The 25,024-nt window shown below is 67.1% G+C and carries 19 protein-coding genes, 1 pseudogene and 1 riboswitch; of the genes and pseudogenes, 9 read left to right on the top strand and 11 right to left on the bottom strand.

The features are described from left to right. Nucleotides 1-186: 186 nt before the first annotated feature. The 11 genes and pseudogenes from BJ970_RS31390 to BJ970_RS31340 form a co-directional block, all read right to left on the bottom strand. Entirely contained in the window at nucleotides 187-618 is a 432-nt protein-coding gene (locus BJ970_RS31390; protein WP_184730955.1) for a DUF6069 family protein, read from the bottom strand. A 278-nt stretch (nucleotides 619-896) separates the two neighbouring features. Then, nucleotides 897-1,220 (bottom strand): ATP-binding cassette domain-containing protein, encoded by a 324-nt coding sequence (locus BJ970_RS39180; RefSeq protein ID WP_184730953.1) that lies wholly within the window; start codon nucleotides 1,218-1,220, stop codon nucleotides 897-899. A gap of 121 nt (nucleotides 1,221-1,341) precedes the next feature. Further along, nucleotides 1,342-1,503 (bottom strand): annotated as a pseudogene (locus BJ970_RS40255) (ATP-binding cassette domain-containing protein); the annotation flags it as partial. Continuing rightward, nucleotides 1,500-2,315: an ABC transporter permease gene (locus tag BJ970_RS31375; RefSeq protein WP_312864565.1), complete on the bottom strand. Its 816-nt coding sequence runs from the start codon at nucleotides 2,313-2,315 to the stop codon at nucleotides 1,500-1,502. The pseudogene BJ970_RS40255 and the gene BJ970_RS31375, both read right to left, overlap by 4 nt. Continuing rightward, nucleotides 2,312-3,259 carry an ABC transporter permease gene (locus tag BJ970_RS31370; RefSeq protein WP_184730951.1) on the bottom strand — a complete coding sequence of 316 codons (948 nt, stop codon included), beginning with the start codon at nucleotides 3,257-3,259 and terminating at the stop codon, nucleotides 2,312-2,314. Before BJ970_RS31370 ends, BJ970_RS31375 begins: the two co-directional genes overlap by 4 nt. Beyond that, the gene (locus tag BJ970_RS31365) at nucleotides 3,259-4,779 is read right to left on the bottom strand and encodes an ABC transporter substrate-binding protein (RefSeq protein ID WP_312864564.1); all 1,521 of its coding nucleotides are present in this window, start codon (nucleotides 4,777-4,779) and stop codon (nucleotides 3,259-3,261) included. Before BJ970_RS31365 ends, BJ970_RS31370 begins: the two co-directional genes overlap by 1 nt. Then, nucleotides 4,776-5,954, bottom strand: coding sequence for an MFS transporter (locus BJ970_RS31360; protein ID WP_184730949.1), 1,179 nt, complete (start codon nucleotides 5,952-5,954; stop codon nucleotides 4,776-4,778). Before BJ970_RS31360 ends, BJ970_RS31365 begins: the two co-directional genes overlap by 4 nt. Continuing rightward, a complete protein-coding gene (locus tag BJ970_RS31355) occupies nucleotides 5,888-6,622 on the bottom strand; it encodes a pyridoxal-phosphate dependent enzyme (RefSeq protein WP_376775155.1) in 735 nt (244 codons plus the stop codon). The genes BJ970_RS31360 and BJ970_RS31355 overlap by 67 nt, the downstream gene beginning before the upstream one ends. Nucleotides 6,623-6,818: 196 nt before the next feature. Next, nucleotides 6,819-6,989: riboswitch (cobalamin riboswitch) on the bottom strand. A 187-nt stretch (nucleotides 6,990-7,176) separates the two neighbouring features. Next, nucleotides 7,177-7,698 carry a hypothetical protein gene (locus BJ970_RS31350; protein WP_184730947.1) on the bottom strand — a complete coding sequence of 174 codons (522 nt, stop codon included), beginning with the start codon at nucleotides 7,696-7,698 and terminating at the stop codon, nucleotides 7,177-7,179. A gap of 465 nt (nucleotides 7,699-8,163) precedes the next feature. Continuing rightward, a complete protein-coding gene (locus tag BJ970_RS31345; protein ID WP_184730945.1) occupies nucleotides 8,164-9,576 on the bottom strand; it encodes an MFS transporter in 1,413 nt (470 codons plus the stop codon). Nucleotides 9,577-9,651: 75 nt separating this feature from the next. After that, the gene (locus BJ970_RS31340) at nucleotides 9,652-10,566 is read right to left on the bottom strand and encodes an NAD(P)-dependent oxidoreductase (RefSeq protein WP_184730943.1); all 915 of its coding nucleotides are present in this window, start codon (nucleotides 10,564-10,566) and stop codon (nucleotides 9,652-9,654) included. Between the two features lie 186 nt (nucleotides 10,567-10,752). Here BJ970_RS31340 and BJ970_RS31335 point away from each other — a divergent pair, with 186 nt between their 5' ends. From BJ970_RS31335 to BJ970_RS39165, 9 genes are all read left to right on the top strand, one after another. Then, nucleotides 10,753-11,409, top strand: coding sequence for a GntR family transcriptional regulator (locus BJ970_RS31335; RefSeq protein ID WP_184730941.1), 657 nt, complete (start codon nucleotides 10,753-10,755; stop codon nucleotides 11,407-11,409). Then, complete coding sequence (locus BJ970_RS31330; protein WP_184730939.1) at nucleotides 11,406-12,569, top strand: mandelate racemase/muconate lactonizing enzyme family protein; 1,164 nt, start codon at nucleotides 11,406-11,408, stop codon at nucleotides 12,567-12,569. Before BJ970_RS31335 ends, BJ970_RS31330 begins: the two co-directional genes overlap by 4 nt. Then, complete coding sequence (locus tag BJ970_RS31325; RefSeq protein WP_184730937.1) at nucleotides 12,566-14,014, top strand: aldehyde dehydrogenase family protein; 1,449 nt, start codon at nucleotides 12,566-12,568, stop codon at nucleotides 14,012-14,014. The genes BJ970_RS31330 and BJ970_RS31325 overlap by 4 nt, the downstream gene beginning before the upstream one ends. Nucleotides 14,015-14,379: 365 nt before the next feature. Beyond that, nucleotides 14,380-14,826, top strand: a complete 447-nt coding sequence (locus BJ970_RS31320) for a VOC family protein (protein WP_184730935.1) — start codon at nucleotides 14,380-14,382, stop codon at nucleotides 14,824-14,826. 300 nt (nucleotides 14,827-15,126) lie between these two features. Continuing rightward, nucleotides 15,127-15,819 carry a hypothetical protein gene (locus tag BJ970_RS31315; protein WP_184730933.1) on the top strand — a complete coding sequence of 231 codons (693 nt, stop codon included), beginning with the start codon at nucleotides 15,127-15,129 and terminating at the stop codon, nucleotides 15,817-15,819. Nucleotides 15,820-15,906: 87 nt separating this feature from the next. Beyond that, on the top strand, nucleotides 15,907-17,112 hold the full coding sequence (locus BJ970_RS31310; RefSeq protein ID WP_184730931.1) for a cytochrome P450: 1,206 nt from the start codon (nucleotides 15,907-15,909) through the stop codon (nucleotides 17,110-17,112). 20 nt (nucleotides 17,113-17,132) lie between these two features. Next, entirely contained in the window at nucleotides 17,133-17,969 is an 837-nt protein-coding gene (locus BJ970_RS31305; RefSeq protein ID WP_184730929.1) for an SDR family NAD(P)-dependent oxidoreductase, read from the top strand. A 149-nt stretch (nucleotides 17,970-18,118) separates the two neighbouring features. Continuing rightward, complete coding sequence (locus BJ970_RS31300) at nucleotides 18,119-20,152, top strand: carbamoyltransferase family protein (protein WP_184730927.1); 2,034 nt, start codon at nucleotides 18,119-18,121, stop codon at nucleotides 20,150-20,152. Between the two features lie 72 nt (nucleotides 20,153-20,224). Then, nucleotides 20,225-24,877 (top strand): WXG100-like domain-containing protein, encoded by a 4,653-nt coding sequence (locus BJ970_RS39165; RefSeq protein ID WP_184730925.1) that lies wholly within the window; start codon nucleotides 20,225-20,227, stop codon nucleotides 24,875-24,877. Nucleotides 24,878-25,024: the final 147 nt, after the last annotated feature.

Below are 25,024 nucleotides of genomic sequence, written 5' to 3'. Positions count from 1 at the left end.
CCGAAGCAGTCGTATCAGGACCGGCTGAGCAGCCGCGCGGCGGAAATCCGTCGGTCACGTCGGCCACGAACCGGGCGGCGAGGTCGCCGACGGCGGTCAGCCAGTGCCCGTCCGGGTAGTGCTCCTGGCGGTGGGCTCCGGTCACGTGAACGATGCGGAGCCCGCAGGCCCGGCTGATTGGATCGCTTATGTCGGGGAAGACGACGGGGTCGGATCGGGGACGGGAAGCACCCGTTGATAAACGGGCACGCTGATGGCCGCGATGACGATGTGCATCACCATCAGGGCCAGCACGGGGATGAAAGGCATCGACGCCACGAAGTACAGGACAAGGTCCGGAATGAACGACACGCCCACGACGATCGGCACCAGGCGGCGCAACAGCGGCTCGGGGTGCTTCGCGCGGCGACGGATCACGGCCCAGCCGATCGCCCCGGCAATGACGCCGAAAACAGTGGAGGGCAGGTACACGACCGGCTCTAGCCCCATGAACTCCATCGGCGGCATTGCGCCACTGGCGTGCGTCAACGTCCCAACGGCAAGGTTGATGGCCGAGGCCACTACCGCAGCGAGCGCGATCGCCGCGATCGCAGTCGTGTTGTTTGGACGGTTGGACATGGATTCCCCCCCTTGGATGGCTGCGGTTTTCCCATTTTGCCTAAAATTGGGATTTCATTCTCCAGTCCGCACCGAGTGCACCGAGTGCACCGAGTGCACCGAAGGCTAGCGAACGCGGCGAGAGTGGGCTAGGACATGCTTCGCGCCTTGCCCGTGTCGCCGTCGAACAATGCACGGAATGCCCTGTTAGGCGGGTATGTGCGGGAGAGCGGGGTTCGGCGTCGCACGAGCTACCACCCGGAGATCTCCCGATTCGCGGAACAAGAATTCACGGCGGTTCAGTGCTCCAGTTCTTGGCTGGCCGCGCTGGTGGTTGTCGATGCGTGGCCATTAGCGCTTTCCACCAGAGCCCGCGCGATCGCCGGCAGGTCGTGGCTGATCAATATCAGCCCGACGTCGGTGGTGCGGGCGGCTTCGGTGAGCAGCCCAAGCAGTTCTGCCTGGTTGATCAGGTCTTGGCCGGAGGTGATTTCATCGCAGATCAACACGGCCGGGTGCGCGAGCAGTGCGCGTGCCAGCGCTGCTCGTTGCAACTGTCCGCCGGACAGTGCGTGCGGTCGACGGTCGGCCTCGGGCGGGGCGAGGCCGAGTGATTCGAGCATGCTTTGCGCATCGCTTCGGGCCTGCTCGCCGTCGAGTCCGCGGGCCAGTTGCGCGATCGGGGCCGAGCAGATCGGTGCCGAGCAGGTCGACCGTTCCAGTCAACGTGACGCCGCCGCTGTGCTCGCCTTGCAGCGCTCTGCCCAGCGTCGTCTTCCCGCTGCCGGATTCCCCGATCACGGCGGTGATCTCGCCGGGCCGGACATCGATGTCGATGTCGATCAGAAGGTTATGCTCACCGGCGCGGGCGCGCAGGCCCCTCGCGCGGAGGATCGGTGTGCTCATGCGGTCGTGCCCTCGTTCCGGCGCATGAGCGCCTGATCCACCAGCAGGTTGATGCCCATGCACAGCGATATCAGCAACAGCGCCGGTACCAGGACGGCGAAGGGCTGGAGGAAGAGAGCTTCCTTGTTGCGTTCGACCAGCACCGCCCAGTCGCTGGCGGACGGGGCAAGACCGAGGCCCAGGAAGTTCGCCGACGCCAGCAGGTACAGCACGAGGCTCAACCGGGTTCCGGCGTCGACGAGAACGGGTCCCAGTACCGCGCGCCCGATGTAGCCCAAGTGAATCCGCCACCAGGACTCGCCTTGCATCGTCATCGCCTCCACCGCCGTGCGGCAGCCAGGAGCCAGTGCGGCGCTGCGGACGATGCGGACCACCGCGGGCAGTTGGAGCACCGCGATGGCCACGGTCAACGTGACCACGCCCCGCCACCCGGTAGCGGCCAGCACGAGCAGCACCAGCAGTCCCGGGAGCGCGAGGATGAAATCCAGGAAGCGCAATAAGGCACCGTCGGCCCAGCGGTTGCGGCGGCCGGTGACGAGCAGCGCGAGTGGCATGCCGATCACATAGGACAGCATCAACGACAGGCCGGCGAGCGTGACGATCGAGATGCCGCCGCTGAGGACGAGGGCGAGCACGTCCCGGCCGAGAACATCCGTTCCCAGCGGGAAGTCCGAGGTCGGTGGGCGCAACGGCCCGGCCGTGGATCGCACCGTGCCGGCGAAAAGCGGTCCGAGCAGTGCCGTGAGCGCCGGAACGCCGAAGAACGCCAAGCCGAGGACCACGGCCGGTACCGAGAATCGACGCCGACTCACGCGACCACCTCGCGTTGCGGGACGAGCAGCCGGGAAACGACGTCGGCAAGCAGATTCAGCGCGATCGTGGTGATCGCGAACACCAGCGCGTACCCCTGCACGGCAGGCAGATCACGCGCCATGACCGCGTCGATGAACCCGGAACCCATCCCGGGCAAGGCGAAAACGGCCTCGACGACCACCACGCCGCCGAGCAGCCCGTCGACCGCGCGCGCGAGTTGCTGAACCGCTGGGCCGAGCGCGTTGGGCAACACGTGCCGGAACACGACCGTTCGTTCGGTCAGTCCGTGGAGCCGGGCGTGCATGGCGTACTCGGCGCCGTCGGCCTCCGACACCCCGATGCGCACTTGCCGTGCCAGGGCGCAAAGCTGCTTGCTCACCAGCACGGCGACCGGCAGGACGAGAACGGCCGGTCGCGCGGCGAGTGACCATCCCGATGCGCCGGCCGCGGTTGCCGGGAGCCAACCGAGTCGGACGGCGAACAAGGCGACGAGCAAGAGAGCCAGCGCGAATTCCGGGATCGAGTTGAGCAGGACGATGGTTCCGTTGAGCATGCGGTCGAGCAGCGAGCCCGGGCGCAAACCGGTGGCCACGCCGACCGCCAGGGCAAGCGGGATCACCACCGCGAGCGCGAGGACCGTCAGCAGGGTTGTGGTGGCAAAGCCCCGGGCTATCTCGTCGGAGACGGCGACGCCGGTGAGCAGTGATTCCCCCAGGTCGCCGTGGGCCACACCGGCCGACCACGCCACGAAGCGCTCCCAGAGCGGGACATCCAGGTGCAACTGTGCGCGGAGCGCGGCGACCTGCTCATCGGTCGCGTGCTCGCCCAGGATCACCACGGCCGTGTCGCCGGGCAGGGCCGACGTGAGGGCGAAGACGGTTACTGCGACCGCCGCGAGTTGCGAGCCGGCAACCGCCAGCGGCCGCAGCACCAACCGCCGCATCAGACGAGGACGGCGTGGTCGAACCGCGCCCAGTCCAAGGAGTTGGGCGGGGCGGCCCGGATCCCGCTCACCGCGCTGGACACCGCGACGTTCCAGTCGCTGAAGCCCCACACCAACAGGCCGCTGTTGTCCCGCGTCAGGCGCTGGGCGTCGGTGAGCAACCGTGCCCGCTCCGCCTCATCGGCGGTGCTCATCGCCCGGGTGAAAAGTGCGTCGAACTCGGGTGACCGGTAGCCGGTGTAGTTGTTGGCGCCGGCGTCGCCTCGCATGCGTTGCGCCATGAAGGTGGTCAGGGGCAGGGTGGCGGTACGGGTGTGGGCCGCGACGCCGCTCTTCTTGATGTCGGAAAAGTACGTCTCGGCCGGCCCGATTCGCGGGGTGGCTCGGATCCCGATCTCGCCCAGTTGCTGGGCGATCAGGGTCGCGGCCGACTCGAAATAGGGATCGGCCGCGCTGGTCATCAGCTCGAACTCCAGCCCGTCGGCCGCGGCCTGCCGCAGCAGGCCCCGGGCGAGGTCGAGGTCGCGTTCGCGTTGCGCCAGGTCCTGCGGGTAGTACTTCAGCCCCTTGCCGAACAGATCGTTTCCGACCTGGCCGTGTCCGCTGAGCGCGACATCCAGCAGGCCCTGGCGGTCAACACCGGACAGGATCGCCTGCTGCAAGCGAGGGTCGTTGAAGGGTGGGCGGTCGATCTTGAGCGCCACGGCCTGCATGGTGCCGTGCGGTGCGGCGAGCACCGTGGTGCGGCCGTCGCCCTGCAACAGACTCGCTGAGTTCGCGCTGACGTCGTGGACGTAGTGCACTTGGCCCGACATCAGGGCGGCGACCCGGGCGCTCCCTTCGTTGATCGGAACGAATTCCAGCTCGGCGGGAGTCGGGGCACCGCCCCAGTAGCCGTCGAAGCGGGCGAACACCGCCGGACGGCCGGGCTGGAATGAGACGAACCGGAACGGGCCCGAACCGACCGGCGCGGCGAAATCCGTGGTGCCCGCCGGGATGATCTCCGCTGCGGGCGCTCCCCATGCCGAGGGGAACTCGAAATTCGGGGCGGGCAGCACGAGTTCCACTTCGGTTGCCGATCGTGCGCGGCTGGCGGCGAAGTCGACGGCGGCGAACTGCTGTCGTGCCGGAGAAGCAGTGGCGGGATCGGCGATGCGGCGATAGCTGTAAAGCACATCTTCGGCGGTGACCGGACGGTTGTCGTGGAAACGGGCGTTGCGCAGCCGGATCAGCCACCGCGTCCCCGTGGCGTCGGGTTCCCACGACTCGGCCAGGCGCGGCACCACGCTCATATCGTCGGCGTAGCCGACCAATGTGTCGAACAGCGCTTTGGTCCGCGCCTGGTCGACGAACAAGGAGCTGGTGTGCGGGTCGAGCGATTCCCTCGCGCCCGACGTGGGAAAGGCCACCCGCAGCCGCCCGTTCGAGCCACCCGCTGCACCGCCGCATCCGGCAAGTGAAGCCAACGCGACCGTCCCCAACGCGCCCTTGAGCAGACTTCGTCGACTGACGTCAATCACCGGCGATTTTCCTTCCCCGTCATCGTGGAATCCCGAGCCGACTCGCCGGCCCGGTCCAGCAGCCCTCGTCGTTCCAGCACTGCGGCACCGGCTCCGCCGGCCAGCCCGACGGCGAGCAAAGCCAGCCACGGCGCCCACCGCATCGGCGAATCCCCGGTCGCGTCGAGCAGTGCCCCGACGAGCCAGCTCACCCCGGCCGCGACCAGGCTGGACACCAGGTAGTAGAAGCCGTAGTAGGTGCCTGCCAGCCGTTCGCTGCCCACGATCGGCAGCAACTCCATCGCGAACGGATTGGTCACCGCCATGCCGACCGTGAACAGCACGGTCGCCAGCAGCACCGGAAGGCACCCCAGCACGACCCCGGTCCAGCCCGGCTCGGCCGGCGCTGCGAGCAGCGGACTGCTCAGCAGCACAGGGAGGAAGGACACGCCCATGCACATCAGCCCGAGCGAGACCGATCGACCCGCGCTCCACCTCCGCCGACACCACTGCGTGATCCGGACCTGCCCGGCTATGCCGACCACGGTCGACACCACGAACACGGCGGCCACGGATTCGCTGAGCCCGGAAACACGCTGTGCTTCCAGCGGAAGCATCAGATAGAGCTGGTTGTAGAGCGCGAAGTACGCGGACAACGCGAGCGTGAACGCCAGGAAGCGGCGGTTGTTGATCAACACGCGCCAGCTCCCTAGCACACTGTGCTGCTGCGATTGGAGATCCCGGCCGGGCAGCACGATGATCTGGGCCACCGTGAGAATCGCGAAGGCGATGCCCGCCACCCACGCGATCACCCGGAAGTCGACGGTGAGCAACGCGGCACCCAGCAGCGGCCCGACGAGAGTCCCGGCGTGCGCGAAAACGTTGAACACCGCGAACGCTTCCGCGCGTCGGTCCCCGGCCTCATGCATGAGGTAGGTGCGGACGGCCGGATTGAACAGGGCACCCGCCAGACCGGTGAGCACGGCGGCGGCGCACAAGCCCGGCAGCGAGGTGAACACGGCGAACAACCCGAAGGAGACCACCCGCAGCGCGCACCCCGTGATGATCATCGGTCGGCACCCGAGCCGGTCCGCGGCGGTTCCCCCGAGCAGGAACATCCCCTGCTGGCTCAGGTTCCGGACGCCGAGCACCAGCTCTGCCAGTAGCGGTGCGGCCCGTCCGGGAACACCGCGCACATCAGGTCGGAGTCCAGCTCCCGAGCGCACCACGCGGCGGCCAGAGCGACGGCACCGGTGCTCCATCCGCCGGTGACGAACGAGCCGGCGGCGAGCCGGCGGCACGCGTCCAAGGCTTCCGCGGGGCCGATCCAGTGCACTTCATCGAAGATGTCGTAGGCGACGTTGTCCGGATGGATGCTGCTTCCCAAACCACGCATCAGCCGGTGCGCGGCCGGCTGGCCGAAGACGGTCGAGTCGGTCGAATCGAACCCCACGATCCGGATATGCGGCCAACGCTCGCGAACCACCGGCGCGATCCCGGCACCGTGTCCACCGGTGCCGACACTGCACACCAAGACATCCAAATGCTGGAACTGGTCAGTGATTTCCCGGCCCAGGGCGAGGTATCCGGCGGGATTGTCCGGGTTGTTGTACTGGTCCGGCCAATAAGCACCGGGTAATCGAGCGAGCAGCTCGCCGACCCGATCGCGCCTGCTCCGTTGCCACCCGCCCGTGGGGTGCGGCGGGCGCTGTGCACTTTGGATGGTCAGGAAAGCGATCGAGGTCCGGACGTTGTCGAGCCGCCATGCGGCCGATCGCGTCGGGTCTTCGGCGCGTACTCGGCCGATCGTGGCGTGTAAGGCCGAATGTGGCGCCGACGACGGGCAGAGATGAGCAGCGAGCACAGGTGTCTCCACGCAGGTCGGGGTCCGCCCATCGGCGGACGGGGGTGATCAGACCTGCGCGGCCGGAATGGCGGTGCTGACGACGTCAGGGTGATGCGTCAAACGAACGTGCCTGTGGCGGCGATGCCGGACAACGGCGACGTGCGCGGCGCGGTGCTGCACCTGAGGTACCTCCTCCGGGGCTCCGCGACCCCGTACGAATCGGCACGACGACGTCAGTCTCCTGACTCATGGATCACTGCGCTCCGCTCGCCTTCCCGCCGTTTCACCGGCAGTGGCACAGGTGGCGGTAGCTCCCCATTCACAGTGGCGGGACCGTGCCGGATTCGCACCGGCTTCCTGGGCGCCGTCGAATGAACTTGTGTGGGGTGACATTTGCAGTCCCGGCGACGCCCGTCAAGACACGTGCCCGAGATCACTCTCGTTCCTGCGCGCTGGCGCAACTCGGTCCACGGGGGATTCGTGGCGCGGTGCCGGGCGACTAACCCGTCATCGTCCTATCGGTGCAATGGATTCGTCGGTGCGGAGGCAGCCTCGATATGTGCGAGGCGTTTCTACGCGGTTTCGCGCTCGGCCAGGACCCGGCGCGCGATTCCGAGCACCGGCTGGCACCCGGGCAGCGTCCGTGGGGTCGACGTCGGTGCTACCACCCAATGCGGTGTGACCGGGCTCGGCCACCGCGACGGCAGGATTAGCTTGGTGCCTCGCGCAATCGCGCTGACCTTCGCGGTGCGGAGATCGGCGGGCACGTCGTGCGTCGCCATCCGGCACGGCCTGGTCAGGAAGGTCCACGTGCGCTGGTTCGGGCTGCGCAGGATCGGGCCGGACATCAGGCTGATGGCGAGCCCGGCGGCCACCCGGGTGCCGAGTTCGGCAGGCATCGTGATGGCATCCAACGCATCGCCGGTCACGGCGATGATCCGTCCCGTCGCGGCATCGATGTCCAGCGAGCACCCCAGGAGTTCGGCGTAGCGCGCGGCATCCTGCGCGAGCTCGCTCGGCTGATCGCCAGCGGTTCCCGGGTCAATCGGTTTCGACTGTGCGAACCATGATGTTGTCGCGGTCATCGTCATCATCTCCGGAATGGAACTGCGCGGCGGGCCGGCTGCGGCCCGCTGTGTTGTTGTCGGGATTCGGGGCGGGCTGCACGCGTCGTCGCTGCGGGGGGTTCCTGACGTCCTCGCTGTGACGGCTGCCACCACGATGACCGATGTCCGGGGTGTGCGGCGCGTTGTGCGGTGTTCGTGGCCCGCTTTTCTACGCGGAATTGCCTGAATGGACACGAAGACTTTGGTTTGGATCGGTTGCACGCGAGAGGCGATGGCGAACAACGTGGTCAGCGCGTCAACGGCACAAGTCCATTGAGGCATGCGCGGAGGGCGGTTTCGCGGGGCGCCGAAACACGGCCAGTGGCCGGTGTTGTGCGAAGCGTAATACCGGTGCGCGGCCCTTGGCGGGTTTCCCGCCGTGGGCCACGCACCGGCCTGGGTGCGGAGTGTTTAGATGTACTTGCGAACCAGGCGCCCGGCACCTGGGGTGCTTCAGGACTGCGCGGGTTGGCTCCGGCGCTCGCCGCGCGACTCGTCGTCGGAGGTTTCCACGTCTTGTCCGACGGGGTCCCAGCGGATGGAACCCAGCGTGATGAGGCCCGCGATGGGCACGAGGGTCAGCAGCAGCATGGTGGTGGACAGCCCGAACGAGGCGAGGATCAACGGGAAAGAGTAGAAACCGATGATCGTGCCGACCCGGGAGACACCTTCGGCCCAGCCCATTCCGGCTCCGCGGATTTCGGTGGGGTAGGACAGCGCCGCCATCGTCTTGCCCTGCGCGCCCGGGCCGAAGGAGTGCCCGAAGATCAGCAGGCCAACGAGCAGCGCCGACACATACGCCCAGGAGGTTTTGCCCAGTACTCCAAGGGCGATGAGGCTGGCCGCGACGATGACGTACCCGATCAGGGCCAGTTTGCGCAGTCCGAGCCGGTGGGTCAGGAACGGCTGCGTTGTCCCGCCGAGGACGCCGAACAGGTTGATGCCGATGGTGGCGATCAGGACCGACAGGGTGTCCGCCCCGAAGATCATCGCGGCGATCACCGGGATGTAGAAGCCGACCGCGTAATACTGAATCGCCTGTGTTCCGCTGATCACCGACGCCAGCACGGTCCGGGCGCGGAACCGGGAGGTGAAGATTTCGCCGATGCCGACCTTTCGCCGCGGCGCGGCCTGTTCGGCGGTGGCGTCGGGTTTCACCCGGACCTGGATGCCGTAGCTCTTCTCCAGGATCTTCCCCGCCTCGTGCAGCCCGAGGTTGTGCGCTGCCCACATGGGGCTTTCCTCGGTGTAGGCGAGTCGCAGTAGCAGCACGATCAGGGCCGGCACGGCGCCGAACCCGACCGCCCACCGCCAGAGGTTCTCCGTCACGCCGGCGAAGTAGAACGGCATCACGATCAGGCCGGTGGAGACCACCGCCAGATACCAGATGGACTGCCAGAAGTTGACGTACTTGCCCTTGTCCTTGCTGTTGGTGAATTCGGCGACGAAGCTGAACGTCACCGGCATGTCGATGCCCACGCCGACGCCGAGCAGGAACCGGAACAGCAGCAGGAGTTCGAGGTTCGGGGACAGTCCGGCGCCGATCGCGGCGACGACGAACAGGGCGAGGTCGAGGATGAAGAGCTTGAACCGTCCGATCTTGTCGACGACGTAGCCGCCGACCAGCGCGCCCAGCATCGCGCCGACCGCCATGATCGCGGTGACGCTGCCGAGCTCGAACGGGCTCAGCCCGAGCTGGTGCTTGAGCGAGTCGATGCCGATGCCGAGGCTGGTGAAGTCGTAGGCATCGACGAACACTCCGCCCAGCGCGATGAAGGCGAGGATCTTGGTTCGCCGCGTGCCGGTCGGGTGGGAGTTGACGTAGTCGATGATGTCTCGTTTGGAGCGTACGACCAGTTCAGCCATCGCACGTGACTCCTTTGTTCCGGGCGGGCGAGCGGTCGGTTTCGGCGGGGCCGCGCTGCCGGCGGCGTGCGGCACTCATGGCGTGTTCGGCGTGGTGTCGGGGGCAGAGAGCAGTTCGTACAGCTTGTGCACGGCACCGGTGTCCTCGCCACTCCAGCCGCGGCTCGCCGTCAAGTTGTTGATCTGGTTGACGCAGGTGGCGATGAAGGCGGGGCTGCCACTGCTGTTGGCGAGTTCGAGTGCCAGCCGGTTGTCCTTGCGCAGCAGGCCGAGCGCGAACGTCGGCGAGTAGTCGCCGGCCGGCATTTTCGCGGCCAGGTCGCGGAACAGGCCGGACACCGTGGCCGCCCCGGAGTCGGCGACCACCTGGGCGAACACCTCGGGGTCCAGGCCGGCGAGCCGGCTGATGTTGATCGCTTCCGCGGTGACCGCATTGATCGCCCCGAACATGAGGTTGTTCAGCAGCTTCACCACCGACCCGGTGCCCACTTCGCCCACATGCGCCACGCGCGTCGCGACGGTGCCCTCCAGGATCGGACGGACCCGGTCCACGGCTTCGGCATCGCCGCCGACCGCAAGGGTCCAGTTTCCGCACCGCTCCGGGCGGCCGAGCACCGGTGCATCCAGGTAATGGGCACCGGCGGACCCCAGCACCTGGGCCGCCGTGCGTGCGCTCGCGGGGTCGATCGTGGACAGGTCGATCACCACGGTGCCGGCCGCTACCTTGCTCAGCGGGCCTTGCGCGGCGGCGATGACGTCCTTCGGAAGCGGCAGCGAGAGCACCACCAGCGAGACGTTCTGCACCGCTTCTTCCGGGGTGTCGCAAACGCGGACCCCGGCCTCGGCCGCGGCGGTCTTGGCCGCAGCGGACAAGTCGTATCCCGACACCTGCGCGCCGGCTTCCCGCAAGCGGGCGGCCACCCGGCCGCCCATGGTGCCCAGCCCGAGTACGGCTGCGGTGTGGTTCTTGGCAGAGCTTCCTTGCTCCATGTGGATCCTTGCTCCTTGCTTCGCCAGGACTGATCGGCTGCGATGGTCCAGTTATATGCACAACCGGCGAGTTGCATGTAGATTGGACCCAGTGCATGTAACGTGTCAAGGTGTTGGGGGCTGCGCATTCGGCGCCGCGATCTGCCTCGGGGCCGCGATCTGGCCCGGGATTGGGAAGGAATGACGATGAAGGTTTCATCCGCGGAGCGCATCGCGGACGCGGTGTACCAGCATCTGCGAGAGCAGATCTTCTCCGGTGAGTTACTGCCGGGCGCCCGGCTGAGCGTGCCCGCCCTCGCCGAGGAGCTTGAGGTCAGCCGCAGCCCGGTGCGCGACGCGGTGCTGCGGCTAACGCAGGAACGGCTAGCGCGGGAGGAACCGCGTCGTGGCGCGGTGGTGGCCCGCGTGGGCGCGGCGGAGCTGGCGGCCCTCTACGACGTGCGCGAAGTGCTGGAAGGGCTCGCGGCCCGGTTGGCCGTGGAGAACGCCGGTCGCCGGTTGGTCGACCGGCTCCACGAAATCCTCGCCGAGCACGAAGAGGCGGTCGAAGCCGCCGATCTGGAACGGCACCTGGAGGCCGACATGCGCTTCCACGCGCTCGTCCGGCAGGCCGGCGGAAACCCCGAGGTGATCCGGCTGCTCGACGACATCCAGACCCAGATCCGGCTGGCGATGCGCACCACGACGGTCACGGCCGGACCCCGGCATGCCTTGGCCGACCACCGCACGATCCTGGCCGCGATCGAATCCGGCGACCCTGCCGAGGCCGAGCGGGCGGCCCGGGCTCACATCTCCCGGCTGCGGTTGGCGCTGTTGGCGTCGGCGAAGGAGGAGCAGCAGTGAGCGCGGAGACCCAGGCGTCGATTGTGTCCGCTCGGTTGCGGGTGCTGCGCGCGGCCACCGGTGACGGCATCGCCATGTCGTTCGCGCCGTTGACGCACCGGTCGATGGTGCTGGTCGAGCTGGCGACCGCGGACGGTCGCGTGGGCTTCGGGGAGAGCTGGACGAATTACCCGGCGTGGGCGACGACCGAGCGGGTCGCGACGCTGCGCGAGGGTGTGCTCCCGCTGGTGCTGGGGCAGGATTCCCGCCGGATCACCGAACTGCAGCGTCGGTTGGTGGCGGCCCTGGAGCCCGTCGGCCGTCAGTGGGGCGCACCCGGGCCGATCATGCAAGCGATCAGCGCGGTCGACATCGCGCTCTGGGACCTGCACGGCCGGACCGCCGGTCAGGCGATCTCGTCGCTGGTCGGCGGCCGGGTACGCGACGAAAGCCCGGTATACGCCAGCAGCCTCGGCCCCAAAGGCGTGGCACAGCAGGGAAAACGGTGCGTGAACGACGGGCACACCGCGGTAAAGGTAAAACTGGGCTTCGACCGGGAACGCGATGAGCGCATCCTCGCCGAGGCACGCGAGGCAATAGGGCCGGACATTGAGCTCTACGCGGACGCCAACCAGGCGTGGAGCGTCGACGAGGCGGCCCGGATGGCCCCGGTACTGGCCGCTTTCGACGTCGCGTGGCTGGAGGAGCCGGTGCGCGGAAACCGGCTCGACGAACTGGAGGAACTCCACCGGCGCACCGGCATGATGATCGCCACGGGCGAGAACGTCTATGGCCGCGAAGAGTTTCGCCGCTACGCGGCCTCACCGGCGATCGCGATCCTGCAGCCCGACATCGCCAAGACCGGCGGCTTCACCGAGGCCCTGGCCATCTGCCAGCTCGCCGACGCGTACCGGAAACCGGTGCTACCGCACCTCTACGGTGGCGCGGTCGCCTTCGCCGCCACTCTGCAACTGGCCGCCTGCGCACCCGCCGTGCAAGGCGTCGAATACGACATCCGCGACAACCCCCTGCGTGATCCGCTGCTGATCGACGCACCACGCCCACGGCGCGGCCGGATCCCGCTGCCGACCGGATCCGGCCTGGGCATCGACCTGGACCCGTCGGCCGTACTCAAGCGCACCGAACCCGAGGACCCGTCAGAAGAGGAGCTCAGCGCATGACCGCAACCGAGGCCACCGTGCACACGCTTGCCGGAGTTCGCATCAACGGCGAACCCGTCCAACCGGCTCAGCCTTGGCGCACCGTGGTGACCGAGCCCGCGACGGGCCAGGACCTCGCACAGCTCATCGGTGGTGGGAAGGCCGAGGCGATGGCGGCGTTGGACGCGGCGGCGAGCGCCGAACGGCCGTGGGCCGAAACCGCCGTTGCCGCGCGGGCCGAGGCGCTGCGCGCCATCGCCGCCGACCTCCGGGCCGAGCCCGGCGCCGAACAACTGGCAGTGGCGATCAGCCGGGAAACGGGTAAGCGGATCGCCGAATCCCGCGCCGAGGTCGGCCTGTCGGCGGCCTTCTTCGAGTGGTTCGCCGACGCGATCCGCAGCCGCCACGGCCAATCCCATTCGGTGGTGCCCGGACTGCGGCACGAGGTGATCCAGCGCCCGCTGGGCATCGTCGCCGTGCTGACGCCGTGGAATTTCCCGGTCTCCATCCCCGCCCGCAAGATCGCCCCCGCGCTGGCCGCCGGGTGCCCGCTGCTGTTCAAACCCTCCGAGGTCGCGCCGGAATCGGCGCTGAGACTGGCCGAGATCGTCGAAGCGCACGTTCCCGCCGGCGTGCTCAACACCGTGGTGGGCGACCCCGCCGAGGTGTCCGGCAGCTGGCTGGACGACCCGCGGGTGCGCGGGTTGACCTTCACCGGCTCCACCCGAGTCGGCCAACTGCTCGCCGCGCAGACCGCCCCCAACTTCACGCGAAACGTGCTGGAACTCGGCGGGAACGCGCCCTTCGTGGTGCTCGCGGAAGCCGATCTGCGGCGGGCCGCGGAGGTGCTGGCCATCGCGAAGTTCCGCAACAACGGCCAGTCCTGCATCGCGGCGCAGCAGGTCTGGGTACCAGACCACCTCGTCGACTCGTACGCGAACGCCTTCACCGAAGTCACCGACGAACTCGTGCTCGGCGACCCGCTGGACCCGAGCACCACACTCGGTCCGCTCGCGTTGCCAAGCGATCCCGGCCGCGTCGCCGAGGTCGCACAGGACGCGGCGGCCTCCGGTGCCACCGTCGTGACCGGCAAAGTCAACGTGCCGGCGAACGGGTATTTCGCCGCGCCGGTCCTGTGCCTGCAACCGGGTGCGGACAGCCGCGCGGTCACCGAGGAAATCTTCGGGCCGATGGCGGTCCTGCGCGGCTACCGGGATGTCGACGAGGTGATCACGGCTACCCGGACGCAGCGGTATGGACTGGGCGGATACGTCGTGGGCGACCCGCTCCGCGCCACCGCGGTCGCGCAGGCGCTCGACGTGGGAATCGTCGGGGTGAACAACGCCACCCCGAACACCCCGCTGGTGCCCTTCGGCGGGCTCAAGCACAGTGGACTCGGCTGGGAAGGCGGCCAGGCGGGCCTCGATGTGTTCCTGACCCAGCACACCACCGCGGTCGGAGCTTGACCGGCCGGCAGGCGTGATTCCTCGGCGAAGACGGTCAGCGCAACGGCCTCCGGGGTCGGTAGCTCCGGCACCGGCCCCGGACGAGCCGATGCCGGCCTCTGGTCGGGGGTTGCGGCGATAGGGTGCTGGTCTGCCGCCCTTTGGGTGGCGTGATTTCGGCGGGCGTGATGATCGCCTCTTTCCGCGCGGCCGGCATCACGGAAAGTTGATCTGTGCCACACCGTGTTGGCCCAATTGAGGGCGCAAACGTGTGAATCCTGCGACGACAACCAGGTTTCGGCTTTACTCTGCCTGCTAGCACGAAGTGCGTGTTAACCGGTTGTCCCACGGCCGAGCGTGGTTGTGGCGAGAGGAGTTTCCGGCGCATGGTTTTCGAGAAGATCGACCGCATCGTCATCAAGGTGCGCGATCTGGAAAAAGCCAAGGAAGATTACTCGAAGCTCTTCGGCATCAGTTTCACGGATGTCGTGCAGAACTCCGAGAACCTTCGGGTGAGAATGCCGCGGTTGACGCCGGAGGAGATCGACGCCGAGGTCGGCGGCCGCAGGTTCGCCATCAGTGACAGTGGCATCGAGCTGATGCAGGCGGGGCCCGGTGAGGACGAGGGGCTGTACTGCCTCCTCCTCAAGGTGACAGATCAGGATAAGGCGAACGGCAACCTGGCGGATTCGGGCGCACCGTGCATACTCGACATCACCTGGGGAGGTCTGACCGAGGCGGTGTACGCCCTGCACGGATCAATGGTGGGCATCGCCTCCTACGGCGCGGACTCGCCATTGAAAGCCCTCGAAGAAGCGCCCAGCACATCGTAGTGCCCTTGGTCGCCCGCTCTGGTCGCCCGCTCTGGTCGCCCGCTCAGCGGAACTCCTCCGCTGAGCGTGACATTCACTGCCAACTCCGGAAACCAGCCGGATCGATTCGACGGTCGATGCTGCCTTCGGTCGGCCAGAACGCACTTCTGGCCAACTGCTCCTCGTGACGAATCGACCGAACAGTCTTCCGGGCTGCGGGGATCGCAACGACAGACCAGCGACGAATGACCGGAGAAACCGCGCTGACGAGAGGCAAACGCGCCGAATAAGGCACCGACGGCGCAGCGAGGAGGAAAAAGGGTGTACGGCGCGTTCGTAGTACTGGTAGTGCTGTTCAACCTGGCATGGCTCATATCCGTGATACATCTGGGTTTCCGCGACCGCACCTGGGGTTTCCCGGCAGGCGCGGTGCTTTTCAATATTTCCTGGGACGCTACGGCGGCGTTCGGCGGATATGACCAGTTGGTGCTGGCACAGGGTGTTCCGCAATGGCTGCTGATTTCCCCGTTCGTCATCGGAGACCTGATCTGCGTGTGGCAGATCGTGGTCTACGGCCCCAGCCAGTTCCCACAGGTGTCCAAACGCACCTTCTACCTGGTGTTCGGCCTGATGGCGGCGACGATGTTGTGGGCCGTCCCCGTCTTCAACCAGGGCTTTTCCGACGAGAGCCACGGAACCTACTCGCACTTCATGACCCTGCTCGCCGTTTCCGTGCTGCTTCCGGTGATGCTTTACAACCGGAGGTCCCTGGCCGGGCAGTCGGTGGCAGCCGCAACACTGTGGCTTGGTTTCGTCGTGACGATCGCGGCCTTGGTCCTCGTGGCGCCTTCACTGCCGTTCCCGATGGACGCGCACCGCGAGCTCGCCATCTACCTCTGCTTGGCATCGGTCGTCGCGTCCACTGTGTACTTCATCGCGGTGCTGCGCATGAAACAGCGTCAGGGATCGGAGAATCGGCAGCTCGAAGTCGCCACGCCTCGGCCTGTGGGGTAGTGCCGCGGCCACGAGGGGGTTTTGGCGGATCCCCCTGGTGCAAGAGAGAAATGGCTATTTGTCCAGTGCGGACTCAGGAGGACTTTGGTGGAGCCGAGGAGCCGACGCAATTACCCGTTCAGTGAGAACCACCAGCTTGACCTGGATCCGCAATACCGCGAGCTCCGCAGAGACGAGCCGGTATGCCCGGTCCGCCTGCCGTTCGGGGATTTCGACGCGTGGCTGATCGCCCGGTACGAAGACGTCAAGACGGTGCTCTCCGATCCACGGTTCAGCCGTGCCGCGGCGGAGGGTGACAGCATCCCGCGAATCGGTGCGGTCAACGTGCTTCGCCGCCCCTCGGTCATGACCACGGATCCGCCGAAGCACACTCGCCTGCGCAAACTCGTATCGAAGGCGTTCACCGCCCGCCAGGTCGAGAAGCTGCGTTCGGGGATTCAGGAGAACGTAGACGGCCTGCTGGACGACATGGTCGCCAAGGGACAACCCGCGGACCTGATGGAAGATCTGGCCGCGCCCCTGTCGATCTGGGTGATTTGCGAGCTGCTCGGGGTGCCGTTCGAGGACCGGCACGACTTCCGGCGTTGGTCCGAGGACATGCTGTTACTCAGCCCGGACAGCGCCGATCGGGTGCGCAACGCGCTCGATGCCCTCGACGACTACCTGGCTGGACTCGTCGCGCAGCGGCGGAAGAAGCCGACCGACGACCTGCTCGGTGTCCTCGTCCAGGCCCGCGACGGTACGGACGCGCTCGACGAGGACGAGTTGGTGGAGTTCGGCGTCGTCCTCTTGGTGGGTGGGCACGGCAGCACCATGAACCAGATCGGCAACTTCGTGTTCAGCCTGCTCACGGCGCCCACCGAGCTGAAACGGCTTCAGGAGAATCCGGCGCTGCTGCCCAACGCCATCGAAGAACTGCTCCGGCACGTGCCGTTCGGCGCGGCCGTCGGCGTCAGTCCCCGCGTTGCCACCGAAGACGTCGAACTGTCCGGAGTCACCATTCGCGCGGGGGAGGTGGTGCTTCCGGCGGTGGCCTCGGCCAACCGGGACGAGGAGGTGTTCGATGACCCCGAGCGGCTGGATATCGGCCGGGAGCGCAAGGCCCACCTGGCCTTCGGCCACGGTCCGCACCACTGCCTCGGGGCGCAACTGGCCAGGATGGAACTGCAGATCACCATCGAAACCCTGCTGGCCCGGTTCCCGACACTCGCTCTCGCGGTGCCCCCGGAGCAGGTGAAGTTCATGCGGCAGAGCTTGCTTCGCGGACCAGAAGAGCTCCCGGTGGTCTGGTGAGCGACCCGAAAGGTAGTGACATGACGCCTGTTGCCTCGTCGTCCGCTGACAACCACCACCCGCGGCCGATCACGATCGAGGCCAGCCGCCTGCAGGGCAAGGTCATCGTGATCACCGGGGCCTCGGCAGGTATCGGTGCGGCGGCCGCACGGCGGTTCGCGGCGGAGGGAGCCCACGTCGCACTCCTCGCCCGGCGGGAGGACCGGCTCAAGCAGGTGGTAGCGGAGCTGGAGGACGCCGGCCAGTCGGCGCTGGCGCTGCAAGCAGATGTTGCCGATGAGAGCTCCGTTCGCGCGGCCGTGACGGCCGTGGTCGACCATTTCGGCCGTCTCGACGGCGCATTCAACAACGCCGGCGTGCTGAGCGAGGGCAAGCCGCTGCACCAGTCCAGCAGCGAGCACTTCCGCCACGTCCTGGACGTCAACCTGCTCGGCGTCTACTACTGCCTGAAGTACGAGATCCCCGCGCTCATGGAAGCCGGCGGGGGTTCGATCGTGAATACCAGCTCGGTGGGCGGCCTGATGGGGGCGCCGATCGTCGCGGACTACGTCGCGAGCAAGTGGGGCGTCATCGGCCTCACCAAGACCGCGGCGCTGGAGTGCGGGCCGGCCAACATCCGGGTCAACGCCATAGCCCCCGGGCCGACGCGCACGGACATGCTCGACATCATGCTCCCGACCGAGGAGGCCAAGGCCGCCGCTGTCGCGGGATGGTCACCGATGAATCACATCGCCCTGCCGGACGACGTGGCGCGAGTGGCCCTGTATCTCTTGTCGGACGAGGCGCGCTGGACCACCGGCGCCGTGCTGCCCGTGGACGGCGGCCAGCACGTCGGCCAAGCGTGGGGGATGGGCTGATGCCCGATTCGGCGAGCCCTGCCTGATGGCACCCGTTCTACGGACGGTGAAAGGCCGATGCGGGGTATCTCGGCGCGATGCGCCCCGTCTGTCGGCGTTCGGCAAACCCTTCGACTTCGCTATTGATCCTGATTGGTGCGGTGAACCCCATGCTCGTGCTTGGCCTGAACGGGAACTTCTCGGACGAGGACGCCGATCTCGTGCCGGACATGCCAGATCTCTTCTTCCACGACGCCGCCGCCTGCCTGGTCAAGGACGGTGAGCTCATCGCCGCGGTCGAGGAAGAACGGCTCAACAGGATCAAGAAGACGACCAAATTCCCCATCAACGCGATCCGGGCATGCCTTGCCGGGGCCAACGTCGAGCCCCGTGATGTGGATGCGGTCGCGTACTTCTTTCCCGAAGCGAACACGGACCTGGTGCTCAACCACCTCTACACCGACAACAGCGACATTCCGGCCCGCTACACCCGAGAACTGATCAAGGAACGACTGAAGACGGGGTTCGACTGGGACCTTCCCGACGACAAGCTGTTCTACACCTCGCACCACGTCGCGCATGCCAGGTCTGCACTCATGCGATCGGGCATGTCGGAGGCGCTCGTGGTCGTCATGGACGGAATGGGCGAGGAAAGTTCGGGCACCGTCTACCGGGCGGACGGGGAAGGGCGCTTGGAATGCCTGGCGAGCTACCCGATCGCTAGCTCGCTGGGACTCCTCTACCTGAACGCCACGGAGCAGTTGGGTTACAAGTTCGGTGATGAGTACAAGGTGATGGGACTGGCGCCCTACGGCGACCCCGATACTTTCCGCGAGATCTTCGAGTCCCTCTACACCTTGAAGGAGAAGGGCAACTACGAACTCAGCCCGGGATACCTCGGCAAGCTCGTGGGGACCGCGTTCTTCGCACACAACGTCCCGCCACGGCGGCGCGGCGCGGAGTTCACCCAACAGCACAAGGATCTGGCGGCCGGGATCCAGAAAACGGTCGAGAAGATCGCACTGCACGTCCTGGCGTACTGGGCAGAGCACACTGGGCTGCGGAAACTGTGCTTCAGTGGCGGCGTGGCGCACAACTGCAGCCTCAACGGGGAGATTCTGCGCTCCGGCCTGTTCGACGAAGTCTTCGTGCATCCGGCATCCTACGACGCGGGTGCCGCGGAGGGCGCGGCACTGGAAACGGAGTACCAGCTCCAAGGCCCCGGGCCGTCCCGGCCGCGACTGCGTAGCGCGAGCGTTGGCCCCTCGCTCGGGACGAACGACGAGATCGCGGAGCAGCTTAAGGCTTGGGAATCGATGATCGAGGTGGAGCGCCCGGCGGACATCGTCGAGGGAGCCGCAGCGTTGCTGGCCGACGGCGCGGTGCTCGGCTGGGCTCGGGGCCGATCGGAGTTCGGGCCGCGTGCTCTGGGCAATCGCAGCATCCTCGCGGATCCGCGGCCGAAGGCCAACCAGACCAGGATCAACGCGATGGTGAAGAAGCGGGAGAGCTACCGTCCGTTCGCTCCGGTCGTCACGCCCGAGAGCGCTGCTAGCTACTTCGAAATGCCCGACACCACAGGCAATTTCGACTTCATGTCGTTCGTGCTGCGAGTCCGGGAAGACAAGCGGGACGAACTGGGCGCGGTCACCCACGTGGACGGGACAGCTCGGGTGCAGGTCATCGATCCGGCGGTGAACGAGCCGTTCCATCGGCTGGTCGCCAGGTTCGGGGAGATCACCGGAACACCGGTGTTGCTGAACACGTCGTTCAACAACAACGCCGAACCGATCGTGCAGAACGTCGAGGACGCTTTGGCGTGCTTCCTCACCACGGATCTCGATTATCTCGTCGTCGAGGACTTTCTGATCAGGCGTCGCGCGGGCGGGCCCTTGGCCTTCGACGACTTCGTCCTCCGCTTCCGGCCGGTGACGAGGTTGACACAAAGCATGCGGATCACGCCCGCTGGCGAGCGTGTGCTGACGCGAGAAATCTACCTCGCGTATGGCGGGGGACCGCGAGCCGAGGTATCACGGGAACTCTTCTCCCTCCTGGAGGGAGTCGACGGGCGAACAACCCTGCGGGAACTCGCAGCCTCGGCAGGCGGCCTCAGCGAGGAAATGCGGTCCGAGCTTTACGGCCTGTGGCAAGATCGGTACTTCTTCCTCGCCCCGCGGCGATTTCAATGGAAATCAGCGCGTTGATTTCCATTGAAATCGCCTCGAACACGCTGTCAGGGGGCCTGGTTCGAGTGTGATCTGATTGGGTGATCGCGCGTGTCTGTGTTGGTGCCGGAGGAGGTGAGGCGGCTTTTTCAGGTGTTGACGGGTGAGGATATGACGGATGCGGATGAGGATGCGTTGTTTGCGGTGGCGGAGCGGTTGGAGTCGGGTGCGGTGGCGGTGGAGGTGTTGGGTCCGGTGGTGGGGGAGGTGGTGGGGCGGGTGCGGGGTGGGTTTTCGGGGAAGGCGGCGGATCGGTTCGCGGAGCGGTTGGAGGGGTTTTCTCCGGTGTTGGAGGCGGGTGGTGTGGGGTTGCGGGAGTTGGCGGGGTTTGTGCGGAATTTGGCGTTGCAGGTGCAGTATTTGAAGTTTGTGACGGTGGGGGGTTTGCTTCTGTTGTTGGCTGAGGTGGTGTGGGCGGTGGCGATGGCGGGGGTGACGGCGGGGGCGAGTATGGCGTGGTTGGCGGCGCGGTTTGTGGTGATGCGGTTTTTGTTGTCGCGGTGGTGGGGTCAGTTGTTCGTGCGGTTGGCGGTGGCTCAGGTGGTGGGGGTGGGGTTGCAGTTGGTGGTGGAGGTGGGTGCGCAGGGGGCGCAGTTTGCGTTGGGGACGCGGAAGAAGTGGGATGGCCAGTTGACGACGATGGCGGTGGGGGTGGGGTCGTTCAGCGCGTTGTTGGCGGTGCCGTTGTCGGTGCTGGGCAATGTGGTGGGTAATGCGATCACCAAGGTGCTGGTGCGTGGTTTGGGCGATGAGATTGATGCTGAGGTGCTGGCAGCGGTGGCGAAGCATGCTGTGGAGGAGCACGCGCAGCTGTATCCGGTTTCGTCGATGGCGCGTTTTGCCGGTGTGGTGTCGAAGAATATTGAGGATTACACGGGTATGTCGGTGCGGGCGATGTGGGCGGCCCGGTTCGGTCACGGGCTGGGCGAATCGCTGGAAGAGGGCCTGACCGAAATGCTGGGCGAGGCGGGGTATGGCGCGCTGAGTGGTCAGGGGGCGCAGTGGAATCCCTTCTCGTTCACCGCCGGGTTGTCGGGGGCGGTGGGTTCGGGTGTCGGCAACATCGCGGGTCTGGCGGTGCGGGGCGAGTTGGTTCCGGCTGGCCGGGCCGGGGATGCCGCTGGCGGGGAGAAGGGGCCGCTGGGTGGGCGGGGTCTGGAAGGGTTGGGCACGCCGCCGCCGTACAGTCTGTCGCGGGGCGATTTTCTCGGCGGTTCAACGGGTTATGGTGGGGTGGCAGGGGAGAGGGATTCCCGTGCCGGTACGCCGCCACCCGCCTATGGTTCGTTGGCTGGCGATGCCGGCGCCGGATCGCCGCGACTTGATGATCACGCCGGCTTCGCTCCTGACGGCTCTCGTCCCCGCCCCGTGGAGGCGCCCGGCTGGAGTGCGGACGCGGACCGCGAAGGCCGCGCCGGGTTGGAGGGTGTGGCGAGTTCGTCGACCCGGGCTCCCGAAGGCCCGGTCGGGACCGTCGTCGCGGGACCGGCCGAGGCGGGCGGGGGAGAAGCGGTGCCGGTGGGCGCCGGTACTGAGTCCATCGAGAACGACACGGCCGCATCCGGGTCGGGCATGCGCAATCATGCGGGGGAACAGGCGGGTTCGACCGGTGTGGTGGGGTGGTCGGAGTCGGATTTGCGGAGGGAGGTGCAGCGGGCTCGGTTGGTGGGTGGGTCGCGTGAGTCGGCGGTGGGGATTGTGCGGGGCACGCATGATGTGGTGGTGCTGGCGCGTGGGGATGTGGGTGTGTCGTTGGAGGATGTGGTGATTTTGGTTGCGGTGCGGGTTGATGAGGTGGGTCGTGGTGAGGCGGTGCGGTTTTCCCGGGAGTTGGCCGACAGGCTTGGTACGCGGGGGACGGGGTTGGCTGTCCGTGCCGGTGCGGGACCGGATCCGCAGACAGCGGCCCCGACGACCGAGGAACCCGCGGCCGACGAGGGGTCGGGTGTTTCGATGACGTGGGAGTTTGATCCGGCCGTTGAGTCTGCGTTGGATTCGATGGAGGTAGCGGGATGGTCGTGGGGTGATGAGGCGGGGGCGAGGTCGGATGATGTGGAGTTCTCCGGGTTTGGCGCGAGCGTGGCTAGTGCCGGCGCAATGGGTTCGACGGCTGAAGGTGCTGCGGAGTCGCAGAGACGGCTTGCGGAAATTAAGGCTGAGGGCGGTGTGAGTCGGTCGGTCTTGCGGGAGCAGAAGCGGGAGGAGGCGCGTGTGGAGGCGCGTCGTGCTCTTGATGCGGGTGAGCCCTACACCGGTGCGGCGTTGGGAAAGAAGTTCGGGAAGAGCACCGCGTGGGGGACGCGCTTGCTTGCGGAAATCAAGGCTGAGGGTGGTGCGGGTCGGTCCGCTTCACGGGGGCAGGAGGGGGAGCGGTTGCGGGAGGAGGCGCTTGCGGAGGCGCGTCGTGCTCGTGACGCGGGTGAGCCCTACACCGGTGCCGCGTTGGGGACGACGTTCGGGAAGAGCACGGTGTGGGGTTGGCAGCGGCTTGAGGAAATAAGGGCTGAGAGTGGTGTGCCCTGGCGGGCTGTGCGGGAATCTGAGCGTGAGCGGGCGCAGGAGCGGGAGGAGGCGCTTGTGGAGGCGCGTCGTGCTCGTGACGCGGGTGAGCCCTACACCGGTGCGGCGTTCGGGGCGAAGTTCGGGAAAAGCACGACGTGGGGGCACCAGCGGCTTGCGGAAATCAGGGCTGAGGGTGGTGCGGGTCGGTCCGCTTCGCATTGGCAGGAGGGGGAGCGGTTGCGGGAGGAGGCGCGGGTGGAGGCGCGTCGTGCTCGTGACGCGGGTGAGCCCTACAGCAGTGCGGCGTTGGGGAATAAGTTCGGAAAGGGCAAGGGGTGGGGGCACCAGCGGCTTGCGGAAATCAGGGTTGAGGGTGGTGCGAGTCGGCCGGCTTTGCCAGCGCAGGAGCCGGATCCGCAGTCGGACGTGCCGGTGTTCGAGGATCGGGCGGGCAGCGGCCAGGTCCGTGGTGCGGCCGTTGACCCGGCGGATGATCTGGCGTTGTGGGGGTTTGATCCGGCCGTTGAGCCCGCGTTGGATTCGATGGATGTTGCGGCACAGGGGTGGGGTGATATGGCGGGGGCGGGGTGGGATGAAGCGGGGTTGTCTGCTTTCGGTGAAGACTTCGATGTGGACGTGGCTGATTTTGGATTCGAGGGGATGGATGTTGGTGAGAGCAGTGGGCGTAAGCGGGGTCGTGAGGAAAGTTCGGTCGATGAGGGTGCGGATCGTAGGCCCGCGGGTCCGCAGGGTTCGCCAATTCTGCCGGAGGCTCGGGGTGGCAGTGCGGCCGTTGGTGGTTTGTCGGGGGTGGAGCCGTGGGCGTGGGGTGTTGATGAGGTGCCGGGTGAGGGTGTTCTGGATCTCGCGGCGAGCGGGGGTTACCTGGATCCGGAAGAAGTGGAGTTCTTCGGGTTTGGTGCGGGCGTGGCTGATGGTGGTGTCGGCGCAATGGGTTCGAGGGATGAAGGTGCTGCGGAGTTGCCGGTGGATTTCGGTGGCGTGGCTGTGGGTTCGGAGCCGGAAGGGGCGGATGCGGCAGAACGGCCGGAGACTGTGGAGCTGTTGAACGAGAAGGCGCGTGCCGAGGCGCGTCGTGCGCGTGACGCGGGTGAGCCCTACAGCAGTGCGACATTGGCGAAGAAGTTCGGAAAGGGCCAGTCGTGGGGCAAGGCACGACTTGCGGAGATCAAGGATGAGAAAGGTTTGACCTGGTCGGCTTTGCAGGAGCAGGAATGGGCGGGGGAGCGGGAGGCGGCGCGCGTGGAGGCGCGTCGTGCGCGTGACGCGGGTGAGCCCTACAGCAGTGCGACATTGGCGAAGAAGTTCGGAAAGGGCCAGACGTGGGGTCGGGCGCGGCTTGAGGAGCTTAGGGTTGAGGGTGGTGTGACACGGCAGGCTGCGCAGGGCCAGGAATTGGAGCGGGAGCGGGAGGCGGCGCGGGTGGAGGCGCGTCGTGCGCGTGACGCGGGTGAGTCTTACAGCGGTGCGACGTTGGGGAAGAAGTTCGGGAAGAGCGCGGCGTGGGGGCTGCAGCGGCTTTCGGAAATCAAAGACGAAGATGGTTCGCGCCGGTCGGTTTTGCAGGCGCAAGAGCAGGCGCAAGAGCAGGAGCGGCTGCGGGAGGCGGGGCGGGTGGAGGCGCGTCGTGCGCGTGACGCGGGTGAGCCTTACACCAATTCGGCGTTGGGGAAGAGGTTCGGAAAGAGCGATTCCTGGGGCAAGGCACGGCTCATGGAGATCACGAATGAGGGTGCTGGGACCCGGCGGACTGTGGTGGAGCAGGAGGGGGAGCGGTTGCGGGAGGCGGCGCGGGTGGAGGCGCGGCGTGCGCGTGACGCGGGCGAGCCTTACACCAGCACGACGTTGGGGAAGAAGTTCGGAAAGAGCAGGGTGTGGGGGCACCAGCGGCTCGCGGAAATCAGGGATGAGGGTGGTGCGACGTGGTCGGTCGTGCACGGGCAGGAGGGACAACGGTTGCGCGAAGAGGCGCGGGCAGAGGCACGTCGTGCCCGCGATGCGGGTGAGCCCTACAGCACTAAGTCGCTGGGGAAGAAGTTCGGAAAAAGTGCGGCGTGGGGCAAGGACCGGCTTGATGAGATCGCGAAGGAGGTGGGCGGTTCTGCCGGCGAACTCACAGGTTCTGGGGGCGGTGTGCTGGCGGAGGGTGCCCCGTCGGTGGATGTGGATACGGCTGAGTGAACGCGGTCGGGTGTTGGGTCGGGTGGTGTGGCGGGGTGGTCGGAGTCGGAGTTTTTCTTGGCCTGGAGGGAAATCCCAAGTTTAGGCAAAATCGGGATTATCCGACTCGGTGACGAGCTGACCACGCGCGATAGGAAGGAGGCGACA

The sequence above is a fragment of the Saccharopolyspora phatthalungensis genome (assembly GCF_014203395.1).
Taxonomy (GTDB): Bacteria; Actinomycetota; Actinomycetes; order Mycobacteriales; family Pseudonocardiaceae; genus Saccharopolyspora; species Saccharopolyspora phatthalungensis.
Note: the sequence above shows the minus strand (reverse complement) of the source record. Positions and strands in the feature narration are given on the sequence as shown.

Bases quoted from the DNA above. Each gene is read 5' to 3' on its own strand.
- BJ970_RS31325 (WP_184730937.1), top strand. From the start codon at position 12,566: ATGACCGCAACCGAGGCCACCGTGCACACGCTTGCCGGAGTTCGCATC.
- BJ970_RS31335 (WP_184730941.1), top strand. From the start codon at position 10,753: ATGAAGGTTTCATCCGCGGAGCGCATCGCGGACGCGGTGTACCAGCAT.
- BJ970_RS31300 (WP_184730927.1), top strand. From the start codon at position 18,119: ATGCTCGTGCTTGGCCTGAACGGGAACTTCTCGGACGAGGACGCCGAT.
- BJ970_RS31320 (WP_184730935.1), top strand. From the start codon at position 14,380: ATGGTTTTCGAGAAGATCGACCGCATCGTCATCAAGGTGCGCGATCTG.
- BJ970_RS39180 (WP_184730953.1), bottom strand. From the start codon at position 1,220: ATGCTCGAATCACTCGGCCTCGCCCCGCCCGAGGCCGACCGTCGACCG.
- BJ970_RS31305 (WP_184730929.1), top strand. From the start codon at position 17,133: ATGACGCCTGTTGCCTCGTCGTCCGCTGACAACCACCACCCGCGGCCG.
- BJ970_RS31340 (WP_184730943.1), bottom strand. From the start codon at position 10,566: ATGGAGCAAGGAAGCTCTGCCAAGAACCACACCGCAGCCGTACTCGGG.
- BJ970_RS31370 (WP_184730951.1), bottom strand. From the start codon at position 3,259: ATGCGGCGGTTGGTGCTGCGGCCGCTGGCGGTTGCCGGCTCGCAACTC.
- BJ970_RS31350 (WP_184730947.1), bottom strand. From the start codon at position 7,698: ATGATGACGATGACCGCGACAACATCATGGTTCGCACAGTCGAAACCG.
- BJ970_RS31390 (WP_184730955.1), bottom strand. From the start codon at position 618: ATGTCCAACCGTCCAAACAACACGACTGCGATCGCGGCGATCGCGCTC.
- BJ970_RS31345 (WP_184730945.1), bottom strand. From the start codon at position 9,576: ATGGCTGAACTGGTCGTACGCTCCAAACGAGACATCATCGACTACGTC.